Here is a 20,057-nt window from a genome sequence, read left to right as displayed (position 1 = left end):
AAGAACGGACGAGGACGTCCGCGCCCCCTATCCCAGTCCCTCCGCGATCTCGGCCATCGCTTCGATCTGGTTGAAATAGCGTGCCGTAATGTCGGAGGACAGGGCCAGGAGGCGGTTTTCCAGCGAAAGGATCATACGATCCTCGACATCGCTCGCTTCGGTCGTCTCGATCTCGGCCCGCAGGAGCCGCGTGGTGCGGGTCAGGGGATCGACCTCGCCTTCGCGCACCACTCTCGGCAGTTCGTCCAGGTGTTCGGCCAGCCGGATGATCTGGAAGGCGGCGGAGCGCGGATTGCCGTCGTCGAGCAGCACGAGGTCGAGCACCGGCAGGCGCAGGGTACCCATCAGGTATCGCGCCCGGTAGGTGATGCGGCTGTCGGAAACCCGCAGCAAAGCGTCGAGCATGTCGACGCTGGCGCTGGGATCGGCGAGGCGCCGGGCCAGGCGACACGTCTGGACAGCGCGTTCGAGATGCTGGCCGATGCGCAGGAAACGCCAGCCCGCCAGGCGGTTCATGTTCTCATGGGTCAGGCCCGAGAGAGCGGCGATGGTGCGCAGGTAGCGATCCGCCCGGTCAGTAACCTGCAGGTCGCGATCGCCCTGCACCATGGCGCTGAGATCGGCGATGGCCTGTGTGGCATCGCGCGACAGGCGCTCGCGGATGGAAGACGCCGTCCGGGCAGCAGAGCGGATGAGCGAGGGAATCCCGCCGATCTCCTCGCCGTTCAGCACGTCGCGCAGGATGGCCTCTGCGGCGGCCACGGGCGCCGTCGCCGCCCCCTTGCCGGTCCTCGGCCGCACCGTCTCCCGATCGCTCTTGGCAGCGCCCCAGGCCATGAGCTGATCCGTGAGGCGCTCTGTGGCCTGCGCCACGTCCTCGTCCGCCTCGGCGGCCATCTCGCTGACGGTCCGAACGACGCGCAGCGTCGCCTCGGCCCTTTCGAGATAGCGTCCGAGCCAGAAGAGATTGTCCGCGGCACGGCTGGGCAGGTGACCAAGCCGCCGCTTGATCGCAACCTTGCCCGGCGGCGGCAGGAGCGTGACATGATCGACGGGGCCTTCGGACGTCACCCAGACGTCGGCGGAACGCCCGCCATGCTGCATCGACAGGGCACGCGGGTCGTCGTTGTCGCCTACCCGGCAGAAGCCGCCATGCATCACCCTCCAGCCCTCGGGCGTGGCAACGGCATAGACGCGCAGGCTGAAGGGATGCGGCTCCAGACGCCTGCCCGTCCATACCGGCATGGTGGAAAGCCTCACCACCTCCTGAGCCACCACTTCCAGGGGGCGAGCCTTGAGGATCTGGCGCAGGCGTGCCCGGCCTTCCTCGTCGTGATCCGAGACGGCACTGGCGCCATTGCGCGACAGGCCCTCGATATGGCGGCTGAAGGCAGGCAGAATGGCGAGGCGGTCGAAATTGCGCTCCACCTCGTCGCGCACGCTCTCCTCGCCGCACCACCATGTCGCGACATTGGGAATCAGCAGGTCCTGGCCGAGCAGGCGCCGCGCCAGCGCCGGCATGAAGGCCAGCATGGCGGATGCTTCGACCAGACCGGCGCCGAGGCTGTTGGCAAGGGCGATGGTGCGCTGGCGCAGGGCCTGGACGAGGCCGGGCACCCCGATGCGCGAAGAGGCGTTGAGCTCGAGCGGGTCGGCGAAGTCGGCGTCGAGGCGCCGCACGATCGCATCGATCCGCTTCAGCCCTTCGATGGTGCGCACATAGACAATGCCATCCTGCACCGTGAGGTCCGCCCCCTCGACGAGCAGGAGACCGAGATAGCGGGCGAGATAGGCGTGTTCGAAATAGGTCTCGTTCGCCGGTCCCGGCGTAAGCAGGCCTATACGCGAGCCTTCGCGGCCTGCCTTGGCGGCCAGCGAGGAGCGCATCGCCTGGAAATAGCCGGCGAGGCGCTCGACATGCATGTCGCGATAGAGGGACGGCAGGGCAGCCGACACCGCAAGCCGGTTCTCCAGCGCATAGCCCATGCCCGAAGGTGCCTGCGCGCGATCCTTCAGGACCCACCAACGCCCGTCCGGGCCTCTGCCGAGATCCGCCGCATAAACGATGAGGTGCTCGCCGCCGAGCGGGGTGACGCCGGCGATGGCGCGCTGGAAGTCCGGATTGCCCGCGATGACGGCGGCCGGAAGCGCTCCCTCCCGGACCAGGTTCGCGGGGCCGTACAGGTCGGAAAGCACCGCTTCCAGGAGCTGGGCGCGCTGGGTGATGCCGGCCGCGATTCCGCGCCATTCCTCGTGCGGTATCACCAGCGGCACATGCGAAAGCGGCCAGGGCCTGTCGCTGCCGCCGGGCGTGTCATAGACGCGGTAGTAGACGCCGGAATTCTTGATCTGGCGATCCGCGACGGAAAAGCGCTGCGAGATCGCCTCCGGCTTGTCGCTGGCGATCTCTTCCAGCACGGGTAGCCAGTGGGGCCGGATCTCGCCGGCCGGCGTCATCAGTTCGTCCGCCGCGCCCGGCAAGGGTTTGTAGCCGGCAAGAAGCGAACGCAGGTTCGGATTGCGCGAGCGGGCGAGCATCAGGCCGCCCCGCGAGCGCCCATCGGCGCCGACTTGGCAGGGGAGAGCGCGCCAAATACGGAATGTCGATCACCGATCGACATCTCGGAAACGTTGCTTCTGCCGCCACAGGTGATGTCGATCGGTGATCGACACTCCAATCCCCCGCCTTTCCTCGCTCCCGGGATCCTTGTCATCGCACCGGCCTGCGCAGATCAAGCGTCAGCGGGAATTCGATGCTTCCTTCGGGCTGCGGCACCGACAGCCAGCCGGGCGTATGCCCGATCGGCTCGAAGCGGGCGAGACGGCGTGCCTGCGCCTCGTAGGCATTCACGGGGAATGTCTCGTAGTTGCGGCCGCCCGGATGAGCCACATGGTAGACACAGCCACCCAGGGAGCGTCCCGACCAGGTATCGATGACGTCGAAGGTGAGCGGCACGTGCACGGGGATGGTGGGATGCAGTCCGGAGGCCGGCTGCCAGGCCTTGAAGCGTACGCCGGCTACCGCCTCGCTGCCGCGGCCGGTCGAGACCATCGGCAGGCGCCGGCCGTTGCAGGCGATCACATGGCGGCTTGGGTTGAAGCCATCCGCCTTGATCTGCAGGCGCTCGACGGACGAATCCACGAAACGCACCGTGCCGCCCGCCACGCCTTCCTCGCCCAGCACGTGCCATGGCTCCAGCGCCTGGCGTACTTCAAGGCTCACGCCCTCATATTCCACCCTGCCGTAGAACGGAAAGCGAAACTCGAGCTGCGCCTGGTACCAGACCGGATCGAAACCATAGCCGGCACGGCCGAGATCCCCCAGCACGTCCTGGAAGTCGGCCCAGACGAAATGCGGCAGCATGAAGCGGTCATGCAACTGCGTGCCCCAGCGCGTGAATCCACCCAGTTGCGGCTCGCGCCAGAACCAGGCGATCAGCGCCCGCAGCAGCAATTGCTGCGCCAGGGACATGCGGTAGTCCGGCGGCATCTCGAAGGAACGGAACTCGATCAGGCCGAGGCGCCCGGTGGAGGAGTCCGGCGAATAGAGCTTGTCGATGCAGATTTCGGCGCGATGGGTATTGCCTGAAACATCGACCAGCAGGTTCCGGAACAAGCGATCCACCAGCCAGGGCGGCGGATTGTTGCCGGGCCCCTTCACCATGTCCATGGCGATCTCGAGCTCGTAGAGGCTGTCGTGGCGGGCCTCGTCGATACGCGGCGCCTGGCTGGTCGGGCCGATGAACAGACCCGAGAACAGGTAGGACAGCGAGGGATGGCGCTGCCAGTAGAGCACGATGCTCTTGAGCAGGTCGGGGCGGCGCAGGAAGGGACTGTCGGAAGGCGTGACGCCTCCCAGCACGACATGGTTGCCACCGCCGGTGCCGACATGGCGACCGTCGATCATGAACTTGTCGGCGCCCAAGCGGCTGAGGCGCGCTTCCTCGTAGACGGTCGAGGTGATCGCCACCGTCTCCTGCCAGGAGGCTCCAGGCTGGATATTCACCTCGATCACGCCGGGATCGGGCGTGACCTTGATGACCTGGATGCGCGGGTCGTAGGGCGGCGGGTAGCCTTCGATATGCACCGTCAGGCCACGCTCCTCCGCCGTCGCCTCGACGGCAGCCAGAAGTTCCAGATAGTCCTCGATGGCGCTGACCGGCGGCATGAACACGCAAAGCACGCCGTCGCGGATCTCGAAGGCCATGGCGGTTCGCACCACGCCCGTGCCGAGCTCCTGCTGCACCTGCGTCTGCTGGTTCGGCGTGCCGTCACGGGATTCGGTCGTCCGGCGGAACTGCTGCGCCAGCGCCGTCGGATCCGGCAATTCCCCCCGTGGAAGGGTGGGATCCACCTCGTGGACATGCGGGTAGGCAGAGGGCGGAACATAAGGCAGCGTGGCGAGGGGAAGGCGGAAGCCGGCCGGCGAATCGCCGGGCACCAGGAAAAGGCGCCCGCGACGAAGGCGCCAGCGCTCGCTCACCCAGCCTCCCCTGTGCTCCGCATTCCAGCGCTGAACCGGGAGGACGTAGCTCGCCGGCATGTCCAGGCCGCGATCGAAGACCCGGGCGATACGCGCGCGATCCTCGGGATCGCGCAGCTTGGAGTCCATCGGATCGACATTGTCCGGCAGCTGGGCTTCCTGCAGGATCCAGTGCGCCGCGTCCTCATAGGCAGGCACGGCGAAATCGGGCTCGATGCCGAGTTTTTCCGCTACCCCCTCGGCAAGGACGTGCATGGGCTTTGGATCGAAATTGCGCCTCACATTGGCCTTGCCCGGCTTGGGTTCCCTGGCAATGAGATCGGGCTTCCGCCAGATCGGCTTGCCGTCCTTGCGCCAATAGAGCGCAAAGGCCCAGCGCGGCAGGGATTCGCCGGGATACCATTTGCCCTGGCCGTAATGCAGGAAGCCGCCGGGCGCGAAGGCGGTGCGCAGGCGGCGGATCAACGTATCGGCCAAACCTCGCTTGGTGGGGCCGACGGCTCCGGTGTTCCACTCCTCGCCCTGGTAGTCGTCGATGGAGACGAAGGTCGGCTCGCCGCCCAGCGTCAGCCGCACGTCCTGGGCAACGAGGTCCTGCTCCACCTGCTGGCCCAGTGCATCGAGGTCCTTCCACGAATCCTCGGAGAAAGGCAGCGTGACGCGCGGGGACTCGGCTATGCGGCGAACCGGCATCTCGTAGCTGAACGTGGTCTCCACGGTTCCAATCGCCGTCATGGAGCCGACGATGGGCGCGGCCGAGGCGTAATGCGGCGTGGCGGCCAGGGGTATGTGCCCCTCCGTGGTCATCATGCCGGAGGTGGCGTCGAGGCCGATCCAGCCCGCGCCCGGCAGATAGACCTCGGCCCAGGCATGAAGATCCGCGACGTCGCGGCCGACACCGGTGGGTCCGTCCAGCGCCTTGAGGTCGTGGGTCAGCTGGATCGAATAGCCGGAAACGAAGCGAGCAGCGAGACCGAGGCGACGCAGCACCTGCACCAGCAGCCAGGCGCTGTCACGGCAGGACCCGGACTTGACGGTCAGGGTCTCGTCCGGCGTCTGTACGCCGGGCTCCATGCGGATGATGTAGGCGACTTCCGCCTGGATGCGCTGGTTGAGGGCGACCAGGAAATCGACCGTGCCCTGCCCTGCCATCTCGATCGAGGCGACGAAGTCCTCCAGCGCCTTGCCGCCGTTCTCGATCTCGAGATAGGGCCCGAGCTCGTGCTTGAGATCCGGCGGATAGGCGAAGGGCAGTTTGGTGGCGTACTCCTCGATGAAGAAATCGAAGGGATTGATCACCGCGAAATCGGCGACGAGATCGACCTCGATCTGGAACCTGGTTGCGGCCTCGGGAAACACGAAGCGCGCGAGCCAGTTGCCGTGGGGATCCTGCTGCCAGTTGATGAAATGGTTCGCCGGCTCGACCTTCAGGGCGTAGCTGACAATTCTTGTGCGGGAATGCGGCGCCGGCCGGAGCCGGATGACCTGCGGTTGCAGGACGACCGGGCGGTCATATTCGTAGGTTGTACGGTGATAGAGAGCAGCGACAATCGACAAGGCGGATTCCCGTATACGAAAACAGCGCACCGTATCGGTTTGCCTGCATGGGAGGCAAGCCTATTAGACAGGCATTGTTAAGGATTGTCGGGCCATTCGGGGGCGGCGCACAGGCTTGCGCCCGGCCGGCTTCAGCGTTTTATTAACGGACCGGCGCTAGATGGCGCTCAAGAGCTCATACCGAGGAGACCCCATGATGCGCCCGGCGTCCACCTTCGCCGCCACCCTGATCACCCTCGCCGCGCTTGGCGGCAGCATGGCCGCGGCGCAGGCCGGCAATATACCCACCTACCAGTACAAGATCTTCTGCAAGGCGCTCGGCAAGGGCCACGCGGTGATGGTGCAGAATTGCGAAACGCAGGAAGTGCTTTCCTACAAGCAGCTTCGCACGATCTGGCAGTCGCCGCCGGACGAGGACATCCAGGACCGGTGCTATGCCCGCAACCAGCCAGACCGGAAGACCGGCTCGGGATCCTACGTAAAGTATCTGAACTGCATCGTCACCAATACGGGGAACGGGTAGCATCGCCGGACTGCGTGCGCGTAGGATCGGAACGGCGGTGCCTGTCCGCCATCCTTCCTTTCTCGAAGGCCTTGTTTCCAGGCATGGCGGTCACTCGCCCAGCGATCCCGGACTTCACCTCTTAGCCAGCAGATCGCCCTCACGGCCGAAGATGGCGATGTCCAGCATGATATCAGCGCCGCGCAGCACCTTTGCCGCCGTCTCCCAGGCATGGCGCGCGACCAGCGGCGGCAGGTCGAGACCGGCGGCCGTGGCGATCTCGAGCGCTTCGATGGCCGTGTTCGCCTGGGAGATCGCGTAGACCGTATCGGGCGCTCCGCCGAGTTCCTCCGCCTTCTCCGCCAGCCAGTGAAAATCGACGGGGCCGGCCCGCGAGTGCAGGTCGAGCAGGCCCTGCCCGAGCTTGGTCATCTTGGCGAAGCCGCCGGCCACCGTGACACGCGGCACGGGGTGGGCGCGGATGTATTTGAGCATGCCGCCGACGAAATCGCCCATGTCGATGAGCGCCGCCTCCTCGAGCCCGTAGAGCTTGGCCACGGCCGCCTCCGAAGCGGAGCCGGTGGCGCCGGCGACATGCACAAGCCCCTGCGCCCTCGCGACATCGATGCCCCGATGGATCGAATGAATCCACGCCGAGCAGGAAAACGGCACCACGATCCCGGTCGTACCGAGCACGGAGAGGCCGCCGACGATGCCGAGCCGGCCGTTCAGCGTCTTGCGGGCGATCGCTTCGCCGTCCGCGATGGAGACGGTGACCTCGATGTCTCCGGCATCTCCATTCCGCGCGGCCACCTCGGCGATGGCGGCGGCGATCTGGGCACGCGGACCGGGATTGATCGCGGGTTCGCCTACCGGAAGCGGCAAGCCAGGCTTGGTGACGATACCCACGCCCTCCCCCGCGCGGTAGGTGACCCCCGAGCCGGCCGCACCGCGCCGCACGCTGGAGGATACCAGGGCGCCATGGGTGACGTCGGGATCATCGCCGGCATCCTTGACGATCGTCGCGCTGGCCCACTCCTCCGAGAGTTCATGCCGCGCGAGCGCGAAGGAGGGCGCCTCCCCGCGCGGCAGTGTGATGGCGACGGGATCGGGAAAGTCGCCGGTCAGCAAGGCCTCATACGCTGCCTTGGCTGCGGCGGCAGCGCAGGCGCCGGTCGTCCAGCCGTAGCGCAGGGGTCCAGGCGGTTTTTCTTCGGACAACAGAGGTCAACCCGATGGAGGCAAGGTGCGGCTCCTTCCCGGCAGGCCGGGAAGGCGATGATCGCGTCATGACGACTACCCTTTATCCTCAAGTCTCCCTGTGCCCAAGTCTCCCTGTCCCCAGCCCCCTTATCCAGGCCTCCTCATCCCCAGGTCTCGGGAAGCGGAATGAACTCCGGATCGCCAGGCACCGTGGTGAAACGGCCCTGCCTCCAGTCTTCCTTGGCCTGCTCGATGCGCTCCTTGGACGAGGAGACGAAGTTCCACCAGATGTAGCGCTGCCCGTCCAGCGTGGCGCCGCCCACCAGCACAAGCCGCGCGGAGGTCACCGCCCGGACCATCAGTGCGTCGCCGGGGCGCAGGATCAGCAGCGAGCCGACGCCGAAGCGGTCGCCAGCCAGGTCCACCTCGCCCGAGACGATGTAGATCGCCCGTTCCTCGGTCTCGGCGTCCACCGGAAGCTTGGCGCCAGCCTCCAGCGCGACATCGACATAGAGCGTGCTCCAGTCCTGCCGAACGGGGGAGGCAAGGCCGTAGGCGGAGCCCATCATCACCCGTACCGTCTTGCCCTCGGCACTATGCTCGGGGATCTTCAGCGCGTCGTAGTGCTCGAATGAGGGCTTGCCCTCCTCCAGCGACTGCGGCAGCGCGACCCAGGCCTGCAGGCCAAGCATCGAGAAGCCATGCTGGCGGTCCTCCAGCCCGGTTCGTTCGGAATGGACGATGCCACGCCCGGCCGTCATCAGGCTGATCTCGCCCGGCCGGGTGGTCTCGGTGTAGCCGAGGCTGTCGCGATGCACGATGGCGCCGTCGAACAGATAACTCACCGTGGAGAGCCCGATATGGGGATGCGGACGCACGTCGAACGCCTCGCCCGGCCTGAAGATGGACGGCCCGAAATGGTCGAGGAAAACGAAGGGCCCGACCAGGCGGCGGCGAGAACTCGGCAGCGCGCGGCGGACGGCGAAACCACCGAGATCACGCGAGCGGGCGATGATCTGCATCTCCACCGCATTACAGGAAAAGGCGTCACCGGCTATGGGATCGTCAGTCGGATAAACGGTCATCGGTCTCCCTCATTTCACCCATGCAATGAACCTGAAACATAATGTCCATATGGATCGATCGCACGGGCCTTTTTGCAAGCTGACCATGCAATAGCTCCGTGCATTTCCAGGCAAACCCGGCTATCACCGCCCGCGTCCCTTTCATAATCGAGAATACCCCTGATGTCCGCTACCCTCGTGCTCTGCCGCCACGGCCAAAGCGATTGGAACCTCAAGAATCTCTTCACGGGCTGGAAGGATCCCGATCTGACGGAGAAAGGCGTCGCCGAGGCCCATGAAGCTGGCAAGCGACTGAAGGACCTGGGCATCAAGTTCGATATCGCCTTCACCTCCGCCCTGTCCCGTGCCCAGCGCACCACCGCCATCATCCTGGAAGATCTCGGCCAGACAGGCCTCGAAACCATCCGCGACCAGGCCCTCAACGAGCGCGACTACGGGGACCTCTCCGGGCTCAACAAGGACGAAGCCCGCCAGAAATGGGGCGAGGAGCAGGTCCACATCTGGCGCCGTTCCTACGATGTGCCCCCGCCTGGCGGCGAAAGCCTCAAGGACACGGCAGCGCGCGTGCTGCCCTACTACATCCATCGTATCCTGCCCCAGGCGATGTCCGGCAAGACCGTGCTCATCGGCGCCCACGGCAACTCGCTGCGCGCCCTCATCATGGCGATGGAAGGGCTGACGGGCGAGGAGATCGTCAAGCGGGAGCTCGATACGGGCGTTCCGATCGTCTACCGCCTGAACCCCGACACGACGATCGCCAGCAAGCAGGAATTGAAGGGGTAAGGAGCAGCGTTGCCCGGCATCGCAGGCACCTCGCCTGCCCTGGGAACGATGCGGTTCAAGCTGCAGGCGAGGCGGCCGCGATCCCGGGGGCGCCTCACGGCGCTCCGCTTGCGTGCCGACCCCGGTCGGCACGCCATTCCTCCTACAAACTCATAGCCATGACGCGAAAGAACGCCTAAACGGGTAGGTGCTCTCGTTATTGCCGCGTTGCTGTCATGATCATCGCCTCTCCCTCCGACTACCGTGCCGCCGCAAGGCGCAAGCTGCCCCGTTTCCTGTTCGACTATATCGACGGTGGGGCCTATGCCGAGCGTACGCTGCGCAACAACGTCTCGGATCTTGAAAGCATCAGCCTGCGCCAGCGCATCCTTAAGAACGTCGAGAAGCTGAGCCTGGAGACTGAGCTGTTCGGCCAGAAATTCGCCATGCCGGTGATCCTCGCGCCGGTGGGATTGACGGGGATGTATGCCCGTCGCGGCGAAGTCCAGGCCGCCCGGGCCGCCGCTGCCAAGGGCATCGCCATGACGCTTTCCACCGTCTCGGTCTGTCCCATCGAGGAGGTCGCGCCTGCCAGCTCCCGGCCGATCTGGTTCCAGCTCTACGTCCTCAAGGACCGCGGCTTCATGAGGAACGCCCTCGAGCGGGCACAGGCGGCGGGCATCGATACCCTCGTCTTCACCGTCGACATGCCGACGCCCGGTGCGCGCTATCGCGATCCGCATTCGGGCATGTCAGGTCCGTTCGGCGCGCAGCGGCGCGTCCTCCAGGCCGTGTTCAAGCCTGAGTGGGCTTTCGACGTCGGCCTGATGGGCAAGCCTCACGATCTCGGCAATGTCTCTAAATATCTCGGTAAGCCCACGGGGCTGGCGGACTATATCGGCTGGCTCGCCAAGAATTTCGACCCCTCGATCAGCTGGTCCGATCTCGAATGGATCCGCGACTTCTGGAAGGGGCCGATCATCATCAAGGGTATCCTGGATCCCGAGGATGCGCGCGACGCCGTCAAGTTCGGCGCCAACGGCATCGTCGTGTCCAACCATGGCGGCCGCCAGCTCGACGGCGTTCTCTCCAGCGCCAGGGCGCTGCCCGCCATCGCGGACGCGCTGGGCGGCGATCTCACCATCCTCGCCGACTCGGGCATACGGTCCGGCCTCGACGTCGTGCGCATGCTGGCGCTCGGCGCCAGGGGCGTGCTGCTCGGCCGCGCCTTCGCCTATGCCGTCGCCGCCGGAGGCCAGGCGGCGGTGGAGAACCTGCTCGACATCATCGCCAGGGAAATGAAGGTCGCGATGACGCTGACGGGCGTGGAGCGCGTGGAGCAGATCGACGGATCGAGCCTGGTGAGGTAGCCGCGAACGCGGACGTGCGGGACCGGAGGTGCATCACGCCGCCCCGCTTTTCACCCGTCCCCCTTCCCAACCCAGCATGGCCTGCTTGCGTGTCAGCCCCCAATGATAGCCGGTCAGCGCACCCGAGCGTCCTATCACGCGGTGGCAGGGCACCACGAAAGAGAGCGGGTTCTTGCCGACCGCCGCGCCCACCGCCCGTGACGCGTTTGGATTGCCGATATGGCAGGCGATATCGGAATAGGTCGCCATCTTGCCCATAGGGATCCTGAGAAGGGTGCGCCAGACGCGCACTTCGAAATCCGTCCCGATCATCACCACATTCAGCGGTAGGTCGGCCTGCCATTTGCTCGGATCGAAGATGCGGCCGGCATAGGGGGCCGTCACCATGGAATCCTCGCGATATTCCGCGTTCGGCCAGCGTGAGCGCATGTCGGCGAGCGCCGCCGGCTCTTCGCCGGGATCGGCAAAGGCGACGCCGGCAAGGCCGAGGGGCGTCACCATCACCAGCGCGGTTCCGAAGGGCGAGGGATGGAATCCGTAGCTGACAGTCATGCCAGCCCCGCCCGTCTTGAAGGCACCGGGCGTGATCGCTTCGTGTGTGACGAAGAGATCGTGTAGGCGACCGGGCCCTGAAAGGCCGAGTTCATAGGTGGCATCGAGGATCGAGGCTGAATCGCGCAGGAGGTCACGGGCGCGGTCGAGCGTCACCGCCGCGAGGAAATCCTTCGGCGTAATGCCGGCCCAGCGCCGGAACAGGTGATGGAAATGCGAGACGGAGAGGCCGACATGCCCCGCTATGTCCTCCAGCGAGGGCTGCTGCTGCCATTTCCTGGAGATGTAGGCGATCGCCTTGCGGATGCGGTCGTAATCCTCGGGCGAATTGGCTAGCGGCGAGGCCAGCGACGGCTCGGTCGAGGACAGGCTGACGGGCGGCATGGCTGTTCTCCGGGCATGTTCATCATGCCCCATGTAGGCTGGCGGCGGCGGCGTTCCCACCCGAAACCTGCGATCGGCATGCCGGCCCGAACGATCCGCGCGGAGAGCAGCGCGACGGGCTTACCCGCGTCGCGCCGTATGCAGGGCCTGGGTGAAGGCGTCCGCGAACTCGCCCTTCTCATGCGCCCCGAGGAAGCGCGCGATCTCCACTTCCCGGCCCTGCTGGGCAAGGGCGAGCCGCATGGTGCCGAACTCCTCGTGCTCCTCGCGTTCGAGGCGCACCCAGCGGGGGTTGAAGTTCCAGTCGCGGCGACGGCCCCTCGGATCGATCCGGGAAAACAGCAATCTCGCGGGCGTCATGAAGACATGCTCGCGCAGCCTGGCGCCGCGATAGTTGATCTTGAACATCAGATAGAGCAGCGCGATGTCGATGCCGAAAAAGCCGACGACCGGCCAGGCTCCCATCAGATAGAAGGGAATGCTGAGCATGGTGGAGAAACAGCCCACCACGATCAGCAGATTCCGAAAGCCCCGCGGCCCGAGCGAGCGGTGGGGATAGAGCACCGCATCGAAGACGGGCTCCTCCAGCGGTGTTTTCGAATTGGCGCTGTCCATGATCGGTCAGTATAAGCGTTTCATGCCCCGCCGCCAGACTCAAATTCCGCCCCAGACCATCCCCGCTCCCCCGGCACGAAAGGCCAAAGCGAAGGCCAACGCCGCCGCCGCGGTCGCCGGTTCGAAGCGTTTGGCCTTGTCGCAGGCCGCCATCACCGAGATCTTTCGCCGTTTTTCCGAAGCGCTGCCCGAACCCAAGGGCGAACTCGAATATGTGAACGTCTACACGCTGCTGGTGGCCGTGGTCCTCTCGGCGCAGGCGACCGACATCGGCGTCAACAAGGCGACCCGCCCCCTTTTCGCCGTCGCCGAGACACCCGAGAAGATGGTCGCGCTCGGGGAGGAAAGGCTGATGGAGTATATCAAGACCATCGGCCTCTACCGCAACAAGGCCAAGAACGTCATCGCCCTATCCAGAGCCCTGATCGCCGAGCATGGCGGCGAGGTGCCGGCCTCGCGCGAAGCGCTGGAGACGCTGCCGGGGGTCGGCCGCAAGACCGCGAACGTCGTGCTGAACATCGCCTTCGGCCTGCCGACGATCGCGGTGGATACACATCTCTTCCGAGTTGCCAACCGTACGGGCATTGCGCCGGGCAAGACACCGCTGGCGGTGGAACTCGGCTTGGAGACAGTGGTGCCGGCCTCCTATGCCCGCCACGCCCATCACTGGCTGATCCTGCATGGTCGCTATGTCTGCAAGGCGGTCAAGCCGATGTGCCCGACCTGCCTGATCCGGGATATCTGCCTGTTCGAGGACAAGACCACCTAGGGCGGTTAAGCCTGGGCGTGGAATGCCTAGCCCACGCGCGCGGGCGCGCAGGGGTGTGGCGGTCGGCGACCGCGATCCCGTGCTACTGCGCCTCATCCTTCACCGTCGCTTTCACGAACTTGCCGCGCGCCATGCCCATGAGGAACGAGCGCACCTGGTCGAGCGCGCCATGCTTCAGCGCGTAGACGTCGACCTCATAGTCGCTGAAGACGCGCCAGCCGATCGTGCGATGGCCGATGGTGACGAGATAGATCCGGTCATCCAGTTGGAGCGGCAGGACGAAGGGCTGCGTATCGAGGGCATCGGCCGGCAGATCGGATCCCTGGGGCGTGGCATTGCCGGCATCGTCGGCTCCCTTGCCGGCCGGTTTCCAGGCCAGCTTCATCTTGTCGAAGGCGGCTCGCCCGTCGGGAGTCAGGCCCGAAAGGGCTTTCTCCTGCGCAGCTTGCGGACCGGCCTGGAACGCTTCGAGGAGAGCCAGGGCGGCGTCACGCAGCTTCAGGCAGTCCTCGTCCTTGCAGGCCGGCTGCGGTGTCTCCGGCGGATTGACGACGCGCTCGACGTCGAAGCGGGGGGAGAAGTCGAAGGTCGCGGTGCAATCGGGCGCCCAGCCAGCGGGCGTGCGCGCACTCAACGTGGCGCTCACGGACATGTCGGGCGTCAGGCCGCCGCCGCCGTCGATGATCGCCACCGGCGTGCCGTCCAGGCTGCCGAAGGTGGCGTCTATGCCGCAGTTGCCGCCATCGGACGGCTCCCAGCTCTTCGGCCCGGCCAGCGGCTTCGTCTTGCCGCCCTCCACCGTGAACCATGTCGTCAAAGCGCAATGGGCGGTGCCCTGCACGCCCAGGGCCAGGTAGTATGGCGACCCCGGCAGGTGCTGGATCTCGACATATTGGTTCTCGTCGTCGCTCATCTCCTGCAGAAGCGCCGGAGATGGCGTGAAGCTCTCCGGCAGTTTCTCGGCTGCCGACACGAAGGCATCGTCGGTGTAGTCCGTGAGCGTCATGATCGTCCGCGCCAGCCTGAAACCACTCGCCGGGTCGCTGGCGAGGGTCTCCACCGGACTCATGGGATAGATCGATCCGGCTCGGCCGTTGCCGCCTCCCGCCGGATCCAGCGCCGCATCGGGATTGCGGGTCACGAGCGCACCATATCCGTCGGCCAGGGCCTGGCAGAGCGGCAGGCTGGTTTCGGCGGCCCATGCCGGGCAGGATGCCACGATGGCGGCAACCAGGGACCAGCACATCATTTTCACGGGCACGAACCTGCCGTTTTTCACCATTGCCATCCATGCCCCTGCCGCGATCGCCGCATCTTGTGCATAGCTTCCGCCATGATAACAAGCGTCAAGAATACATTGGTAAGAGTGCTTGATTTAAGTTTGACAACCTATGGTTGCGATCAGATAACTTGGCTATTAATCACAATATTTTAGTAGCGCCGCTCGTGTTTCGGGGATTTTATGCCTGAATTGCTTTTGCAATGTCAGGGTATGCCTACCCCAACAAGGCCGATTTCGGCTGATCAATTGCGTAATGGGAGTTCTTTTGATGGACTTTACCCCCCAACAACGAAAGACCGTCATCGCCGCCTTTCTGGGCTGGACGCTCGACGCTTTCGACTTTTTCCTTCTCACCTTTCTGATCGGCGAAATTGCCCAGGAATTCGGCGTCAAGGGTCCGGACGTCGCATTCGCCCTGACGCTGACCCTGGCGACTCGCTGGCTCGGGGCATTCTGCTTCGGCTGGCTGGCCGACAAGTTCGGGCGAAAGCCCATGCTGATGCTGAACATCGTCAGTTATTCGGTGATCGGGGCGGCCGCCGCCTTCTCGCCGAACCTTCTCGTCTTCTACATCCTGCGCGCCCTGTTCGGCTTCGCCATGGGCGGTGAATGGGGCCTGGGCAGCGCCCTTGCCATGGAGAGCATTCCGCCCAAGGCACGCGGCATGGTCTCGGGGATGCTGCAGGCCGGTTATCCCGCCGGCTACCTGCTTGCGGCGGTCGTCTACGGCCTGCTCTCGCACAAGACCATCGCAGGCTTCACCTTCGACTGGCGAGGACTGTTCCTTCTGTCCATCCTTCCCGCCCTGATGGTGCTGTTCATCCGTTCGCACGTCCCGGAATCGCCTGCCTTCGTCGAGGGACGCACGCAGCAGCGCTCGGGCCTTTGGGAGACGCTGCAGGCGAATTGGGGCGTCGCGCTCTATGCCGTCGTGCTGATGATGTTCTTCAACCTCTTCAGCCATGGCACCCAGGATCTCTACCCCCGCTTCCTGCAGGACCAGCACAAGTTCGATGCCCCCACGGTGAGCTGGATCACCATCGTCGCCAATGTCGGAGCCATCTTCGGCGGGCTGGCCTTCGGCATGCTCTCTGAGAAGATCGGCCGCATCAACGCCATCACCATCGCCTGCGTGATCGCCCTGCCGGCGCTGCCGCTCTGGGCCTACAGCACGACGCCGATCATGCTCGCGGTCGGCGCCTTCGTCATGCAGATCGCCGTGCAGGGGGCCTGGGGTGTCGTCCCGGCTCATCTCAACGAACTCGTGCCGGGCGCCGTCCGCGCGACGCTGCCGGGCTTCATCTACCAGGCCGGCAACTTCCTCGCTTCGTTCAACGCCTACTTCCAGGCCAGAATCGCGGAGACGCCGGGCAACAGCTACGGTTACGCGCTCGCATTGGTGGGAGGCATCGTCGCCGTCGCCCTTATCGTGGTCATCCGCTTCAGCCCCGAAAGGCGCGGCCAGGTCATGACTGTGACGGACTGACCGACACGGGAAGAGCCGCTCCTGCCGGCTCTTCCCGCTTTCGCATTGACGCTGGCCGTGCTCGGCCTTATCTGCCTGACATGGCCATCAAACCGATCATTATCCTCCCCGATTCCAAGCTTCGCCTCGTTTCCGCGCCCGTCGAGCGCGTCGATGCGGAGCTGCTGGCGCTCGCCGACGACATGCTGGAGACGATGTACGACGCGCCAGGCATCGGCCTTGCCGCGATCCAGGTCGCCGTGCCGCGCCGTGTCGTGGTCATCGACCTCGCCAAGGAAGACGAGCCGCTGCAGCCGCAGGTCTTCTTCAACCCCGAGGTGGTCTGGTCCTCGGATGACCGCAACGTCTACGAGGAAGGGTGTCTCTCCATCCCCGACTATTATGCCGAGGTGGAACGGCCGGCCCGCGTGCGCGTCGCCTATGTCGACCGCGAGGGCAAGCAGGCGGAGATCGAGGCCGACGGCCTGCTCGCCACCTGCCTCCAGCATGAGATCGACCATCTGAACGGCGAACTGTTCATCGATCATATCTCCAAGCTCAAGCGCGACATGGTGATCCGCAAGTTCACCAAGGCGCAGAAGACCGGCGAGCTGCCGCAGTTCAAGCGCGAGAAGCGTCCCGCGCCGGCGCCCTCGGCGGCCGAGAGCTGAGACCTTGCGCGTCGTCTTCATGGGCACGCCGGACTTCGCCCGGCCGGTGCTGACGGAAATCCTCAGCCAGGGGCACGAGGTCGTCGCCGTATATACGCGTCCTCCCGCGGCCGCCGGCCGCGGCATGGCGCTGGCGCCCTCACCCGTGCACAAGCTCGCCGAGAGTTTCGGCATTCCCGTTTTCACGCCGAGGAGTTTTCGCGACGAGGAAACGCTCGCCACCTTCCGCGGGCTCAACGCCGACGTCGCCGTCGTCGTCGCCTACGGCTTGATCCTTCCCAAGGCGGCGCTCGAAGCGCCCGCGGAAGGCTGCCTCAACCTGCATGCCTCGCTGCTGCCGCGCTGGCGCGGTGCCGCGCCGATCCAGCGTGCCGTCATGGCGGGCGACGCCAAGACCGGCGTCATGGTGATGCGGATGGAGGAGGGCCTGGACACCGGTCCCGTGGCGCTCGCCGACAGCGTCGAGATCGGCACGGACACGACGGCGGGCGAGCTGCACGACCGCCTCGCCATCCTCGGTGCCGATCTCATGGGCCGCGCCCTGGGCGCCCTCTCTCGCGGCACGCTCACCTTCACGCCCCAGGCGGAGGAAGGCGTGACCTATGCGAAGAAGATCGAGAAGGCAGAAGCCCGCATCGACTGGTCTCTCCCGGCCGAGGATGTGCATCATCTCATCTGCGGCCTGTCGCCATTCCCCGGCGCCTGGTTCGAGGCCGACTGGGGACAGGGCCTGCAACGCGTAAAGGTGCTCCGCTCGCACCTGGCAGAAGGCTACGGCATACCCGGCACCGTTCTGGACGAGGAATTGACCGTGGCCTGCGGTAGCGGTGCTGTAAGGCTCGGCCAGGTGCAGCGCGCGGGAAAGACGCCGATGGAAGCGGAGGCCTTCCTGAAGGGCGCATCCGTCACGAAAGGAACGCGGCTGGGGTGACTTCCGCCGCTCCATGGAGTAGAGGCTCGCCTCCACCTCGTGAACGCACCGAATGCCGCGCTACAAGCTCCTCATCGAATATGACGGCACGCCCTATGTCGGCTGGCAGCACCAGGCCAATGGCCGCTCCGTGCAGCAGGCGATAGAAGAGGCGATCCTCGCCTTTTCGGGGCAGACGCTGCGCATCCAGGGCGCCGGACGCACCGATGCCGGCGTACACGCCACTGGCCAGGTCGCCTCGGTGATGCTGGAGAAGGACTGGCGGGCCGACCGCGTGAGGGATGCGCTCAACGCCCATCTCACCCTGCAGGACGACTACGTCACCATCCTCGGCGCCGAGAAGATGCCGGACACGTTCGATGCCCGGTTTTCGGCCAAGGGGCGTCGCTATCTCTATCGCCTGATCGACCGGCGCCCGCCCCTCGCCCTTGAGCGCCACCGCGCCTGGCATATCCGCAAGTCCCTCGATGCCGAGGCAATGCATCATGCCGCGCAGGGCATCGTCGGCCATCACGACTTCACCACCTTTCGCTCGGCCGACTGCCAGGCGCAGAGCCCGATGAAGACACTGGACCGGCTCGACGTCATGCGGGTGGGCGAGGAGATCCACGTCGTCGCCGCCGCGCGCTCCTTCCTGCACAACCAGGTGCGCTCCATGGTCGGCTCCCTGCGCCGGGTCGGCGCCGGCGACTGGAGCCGCGCCGACCTCGTGGCCGTGCTGGAAGCCCGCGACCGTACCCGCTGCGCGGCCCTCGCACCGCCGCATGGGCTCTATCTGACGGGCGTAGCGTACTAGCCCTGTCCTCGCATCCTGCTCGGCGGGGCATCGTGCAGCCTGCGCCAGGCGCGACGGAACTGGCGGGCGGAGGAAAAGCCCGCGCGCTCTGCCACGCTCTCCATGTCGAGGCGGGAACCAGCCATGATGTCGCCCGCGAGGGCGATGCGGGCGCGGTTGACGTAATCGGTGATGCTCATCGCAGCATGCTCGTTGAACAGGCGCGAGAGATGGCGCGGGCTGGCGGCCGCGAGATCCGCCAGATCCTCCAGCGTCCAGCCTCGGGTCGGATCGGCAACCACCGCATCCTGGGCCCGATGAACCGCCGGGTGGATATGGTTGCGCCCCTCCAGCCAGGGCGAAAGCTGGGGATCGGCGCCGCCGCGCCGGAGATAGACCACGAGCTGGCGCGCTACGGCCACCGCGCAGGCCGGGCCTGCCTCCCGCGCGACGAGATGGAGCATGAGATCGACGCCCGCCGTCACGCCCGCGCTGGACAGGCGCTTGCCGCTTTCCACGAAGAGCCGGTTCTCCAGCACGCGCGCCTTGGGCGCCAGGGCCCGCATCGTCTCGACATAGGAAAAGTGCGTGGTGCATTCATGCCCGTCGAGAAGACCTGCGCGGGCGGCGAGGAGCGCGCCGGCGCAAATCGACACGAGCCGCGTGGAGGGTGTCACGACCCGCGCCAGCCAGTCGCAGATCAGGCCTTCGTTGCGTGCATCTGCGACGGGATCGTCGTCCTCCGGCCTCAGGGTCTCGGCGGTACTGCCGGAAATGACGACGAGCGCCTCCTCCGGCAAGACCTCGGGCAGGGCTTCGAGGCCCGTGAGGTCGAGGCCGATCGAACTCGCCACCCGCGGCGTCGGGCTGACATAGCGGATATCGAAGCGGATGCGTTCCTGCATGCGGTTGGCCAGCCGAAGCACCTCGACCGGCCCCGCGACATCCAGCAGCAGCGTTCGCGGCGGCAGCACCATGAAGACCGGAATGGATTGCCGCTGCTCGGCCACCCTCAGGCCGCCTCCCGCTCGACACGACCCGCTAGCGCCTCCGCCACGGTCGCGATCCGTGCGAACCGCCCCGAAAGCACCGCCTCGGTGCAGGCCTTGAGTTCAGCCGGGCTCCAGCGCCTTCCGGCAGCGTCGACAATCTCGTGGGTCAGCGTCGCGGCGCCGACGAAATCCACCTCGTAGCCGAGATCGGACGCATGGCGCGTGGTGGTCTCGCAGCACTGCTCCGTGCGGATACCCGAGACGATCAGGCGGCGGATGCCGTGGCTCGTGAGCCAGACATCGAGACCGCTTCCGACGAGAGCGCTGTGACGGTGCTTGCGGAACACGGCATCAGGCTCGATCGAGATTTCCGCCAGCGCGCGAACGAAGCCGGATTCCTCGGAGAACGCCGCATCGCCGTCGACATGGAAGACCTGCACCACCGGGATGCCGCGTGCCTTGGCGCCATCGATCAGCGCCTGTTGCTCGCGAAGATAGGCCGGCAGGTCATCCGCTCGCCAGACCGGGAGCTGGCGGAAGGATTCCTGGACGTCGATAACGAGAAGCGCGGTATCAGGTGCGGACATTTGATGCCTCCATGCTTTAGAAGATGCGGGCATTCTAGAACCTCCGCCCGCCGGCGAAAGACAGGGAGCGGA

At 65.9% G+C, this 20,057-nt stretch carries 17 protein-coding genes; 8 read left to right on the top strand and 9 right to left on the bottom strand.

From position 1 onward, the window contains the following. Positions 1–27: 27 nt before the first annotated feature. Positions 28–2,538 (bottom strand): circularly permuted type 2 ATP-grasp protein, encoded by a 2,511-nt coding sequence (locus tag AC6H34_RS13505; RefSeq protein WP_497539120.1) that lies wholly within the window; start codon positions 2,536–2,538, stop codon positions 28–30. A 172-nt stretch (positions 2,539–2,710) separates the two neighbouring features. Further along, the gene (locus AC6H34_RS13500) at positions 2,711–6,040 is read right to left on the bottom strand and encodes a transglutaminase family protein (protein WP_497539119.1); all 3,330 of its coding nucleotides are present in this window, start codon (positions 6,038–6,040) and stop codon (positions 2,711–2,713) included. 193 nt (positions 6,041–6,233) lie between these two features. Between AC6H34_RS13500 and AC6H34_RS13495 the strand changes: the two genes are divergently transcribed. After that, entirely contained in the window at positions 6,234–6,563 is a 330-nt protein-coding gene (locus AC6H34_RS13495) for a hypothetical protein (protein ID WP_448149471.1), read from the top strand. Positions 6,564–6,677: 114 nt separating this feature from the next. Here AC6H34_RS13495 and AC6H34_RS13490 read toward each other — a convergent pair whose 3' ends face one another. Continuing rightward, positions 6,678–7,763 carry a cobalt-precorrin-5B (C(1))-methyltransferase gene (locus tag AC6H34_RS13490; protein ID WP_497539118.1) on the bottom strand — a complete coding sequence of 362 codons (1,086 nt, stop codon included), beginning with the start codon at positions 7,761–7,763 and terminating at the stop codon, positions 6,678–6,680. A 143-nt stretch (positions 7,764–7,906) separates the two neighbouring features. Further along, entirely contained in the window at positions 7,907–8,830 is a 924-nt protein-coding gene (locus tag AC6H34_RS13485) for a pirin family protein (protein ID WP_497539117.1), read from the bottom strand. A gap of 162 nt (positions 8,831–8,992) precedes the next feature. Between AC6H34_RS13485 and AC6H34_RS13480 the strand changes: the two genes are divergently transcribed. After that, a complete protein-coding gene (locus AC6H34_RS13480; RefSeq protein WP_497539116.1) occupies positions 8,993–9,613 on the top strand; it encodes a 2,3-bisphosphoglycerate-dependent phosphoglycerate mutase in 621 nt (206 codons plus the stop codon). A gap of 215 nt (positions 9,614–9,828) precedes the next feature. Then, positions 9,829–10,962, top strand: a complete 1,134-nt coding sequence (gene lldD / locus AC6H34_RS13475) for an FMN-dependent L-lactate dehydrogenase LldD (protein WP_497539115.1) — start codon at positions 9,829–9,831, stop codon at positions 10,960–10,962. A gap of 33 nt (positions 10,963–10,995) precedes the next feature. Here lldD and AC6H34_RS13470 read toward each other — a convergent pair whose 3' ends face one another. Then, positions 10,996–11,898: a methylated-DNA--[protein]-cysteine S-methyltransferase gene (locus AC6H34_RS13470; protein WP_448149476.1), complete on the bottom strand. Its 903-nt coding sequence runs from the start codon at positions 11,896–11,898 to the stop codon at positions 10,996–10,998. 120 nt (positions 11,899–12,018) lie between these two features. Continuing rightward, positions 12,019–12,513, bottom strand: a complete 495-nt coding sequence (locus AC6H34_RS13465; protein ID WP_448149477.1) for a DUF2244 domain-containing protein — start codon at positions 12,511–12,513, stop codon at positions 12,019–12,021. 22 nt (positions 12,514–12,535) lie between these two features. Here AC6H34_RS13465 and nth point away from each other — a divergent pair, with 22 nt between their 5' ends. Further along, positions 12,536–13,282 (top strand): endonuclease III, encoded by a 747-nt coding sequence (gene nth / locus AC6H34_RS13460; RefSeq protein ID WP_497539891.1) that lies wholly within the window; start codon positions 12,536–12,538, stop codon positions 13,280–13,282. An 82-nt stretch (positions 13,283–13,364) separates the two neighbouring features. Here nth and AC6H34_RS13455 read toward each other — a convergent pair whose 3' ends face one another. Continuing rightward, entirely contained in the window at positions 13,365–14,570 is a 1,206-nt protein-coding gene (locus AC6H34_RS13455) for a hypothetical protein (protein ID WP_497539114.1), read from the bottom strand. 262 nt (positions 14,571–14,832) lie between these two features. Between AC6H34_RS13455 and AC6H34_RS13450 the strand changes: the two genes are divergently transcribed. The 4 genes from AC6H34_RS13450 (at position 14,833) to truA (ending at position 18,427) form a co-directional block, all read left to right on the top strand. After that, complete coding sequence (locus AC6H34_RS13450; RefSeq protein ID WP_497539113.1) at positions 14,833–16,050, top strand: MFS transporter; 1,218 nt, start codon at positions 14,833–14,835, stop codon at positions 16,048–16,050. An 80-nt stretch (positions 16,051–16,130) separates the two neighbouring features. After that, entirely contained in the window at positions 16,131–16,700 is a 570-nt protein-coding gene (def, locus tag AC6H34_RS13445; protein WP_497539112.1) for a peptide deformylase, read from the top strand. A 4-nt stretch (positions 16,701–16,704) separates the two neighbouring features. Further along, on the top strand, positions 16,705–17,631 hold the full coding sequence (gene fmt, locus AC6H34_RS13440; RefSeq protein ID WP_497539111.1) for a methionyl-tRNA formyltransferase: 927 nt from the start codon (positions 16,705–16,707) through the stop codon (positions 17,629–17,631). 52 nt (positions 17,632–17,683) lie between these two features. Then, positions 17,684–18,427, top strand: coding sequence for a tRNA pseudouridine(38-40) synthase TruA (gene truA / locus AC6H34_RS13435; RefSeq protein ID WP_448149483.1), 744 nt, complete (start codon positions 17,684–17,686; stop codon positions 18,425–18,427). Here truA and AC6H34_RS13430 read toward each other — a convergent pair. Further along, the gene (locus AC6H34_RS13430; RefSeq protein WP_497539890.1) at positions 18,424–19,422 is read right to left on the bottom strand and encodes a GlxA family transcriptional regulator; all 999 of its coding nucleotides are present in this window, start codon (positions 19,420–19,422) and stop codon (positions 18,424–18,426) included. The genes truA and AC6H34_RS13430 overlap by 4 nt on opposite strands. After that, positions 19,419–19,985, bottom strand: coding sequence for an isochorismatase family protein (locus AC6H34_RS13425; RefSeq protein ID WP_497539110.1), 567 nt, complete (start codon positions 19,983–19,985; stop codon positions 19,419–19,421). Before AC6H34_RS13425 ends, AC6H34_RS13430 begins: the two co-directional genes overlap by 4 nt. Positions 19,986–20,057: the final 72 nt, after the last annotated feature.

This window comes from Labrys sp. ALF-8 (assembly GCF_059699065.1).
The sequence above is the reverse complement of the archived record's forward strand: the minus strand, read 5'-3'. Positions and strand labels throughout refer to the sequence as shown.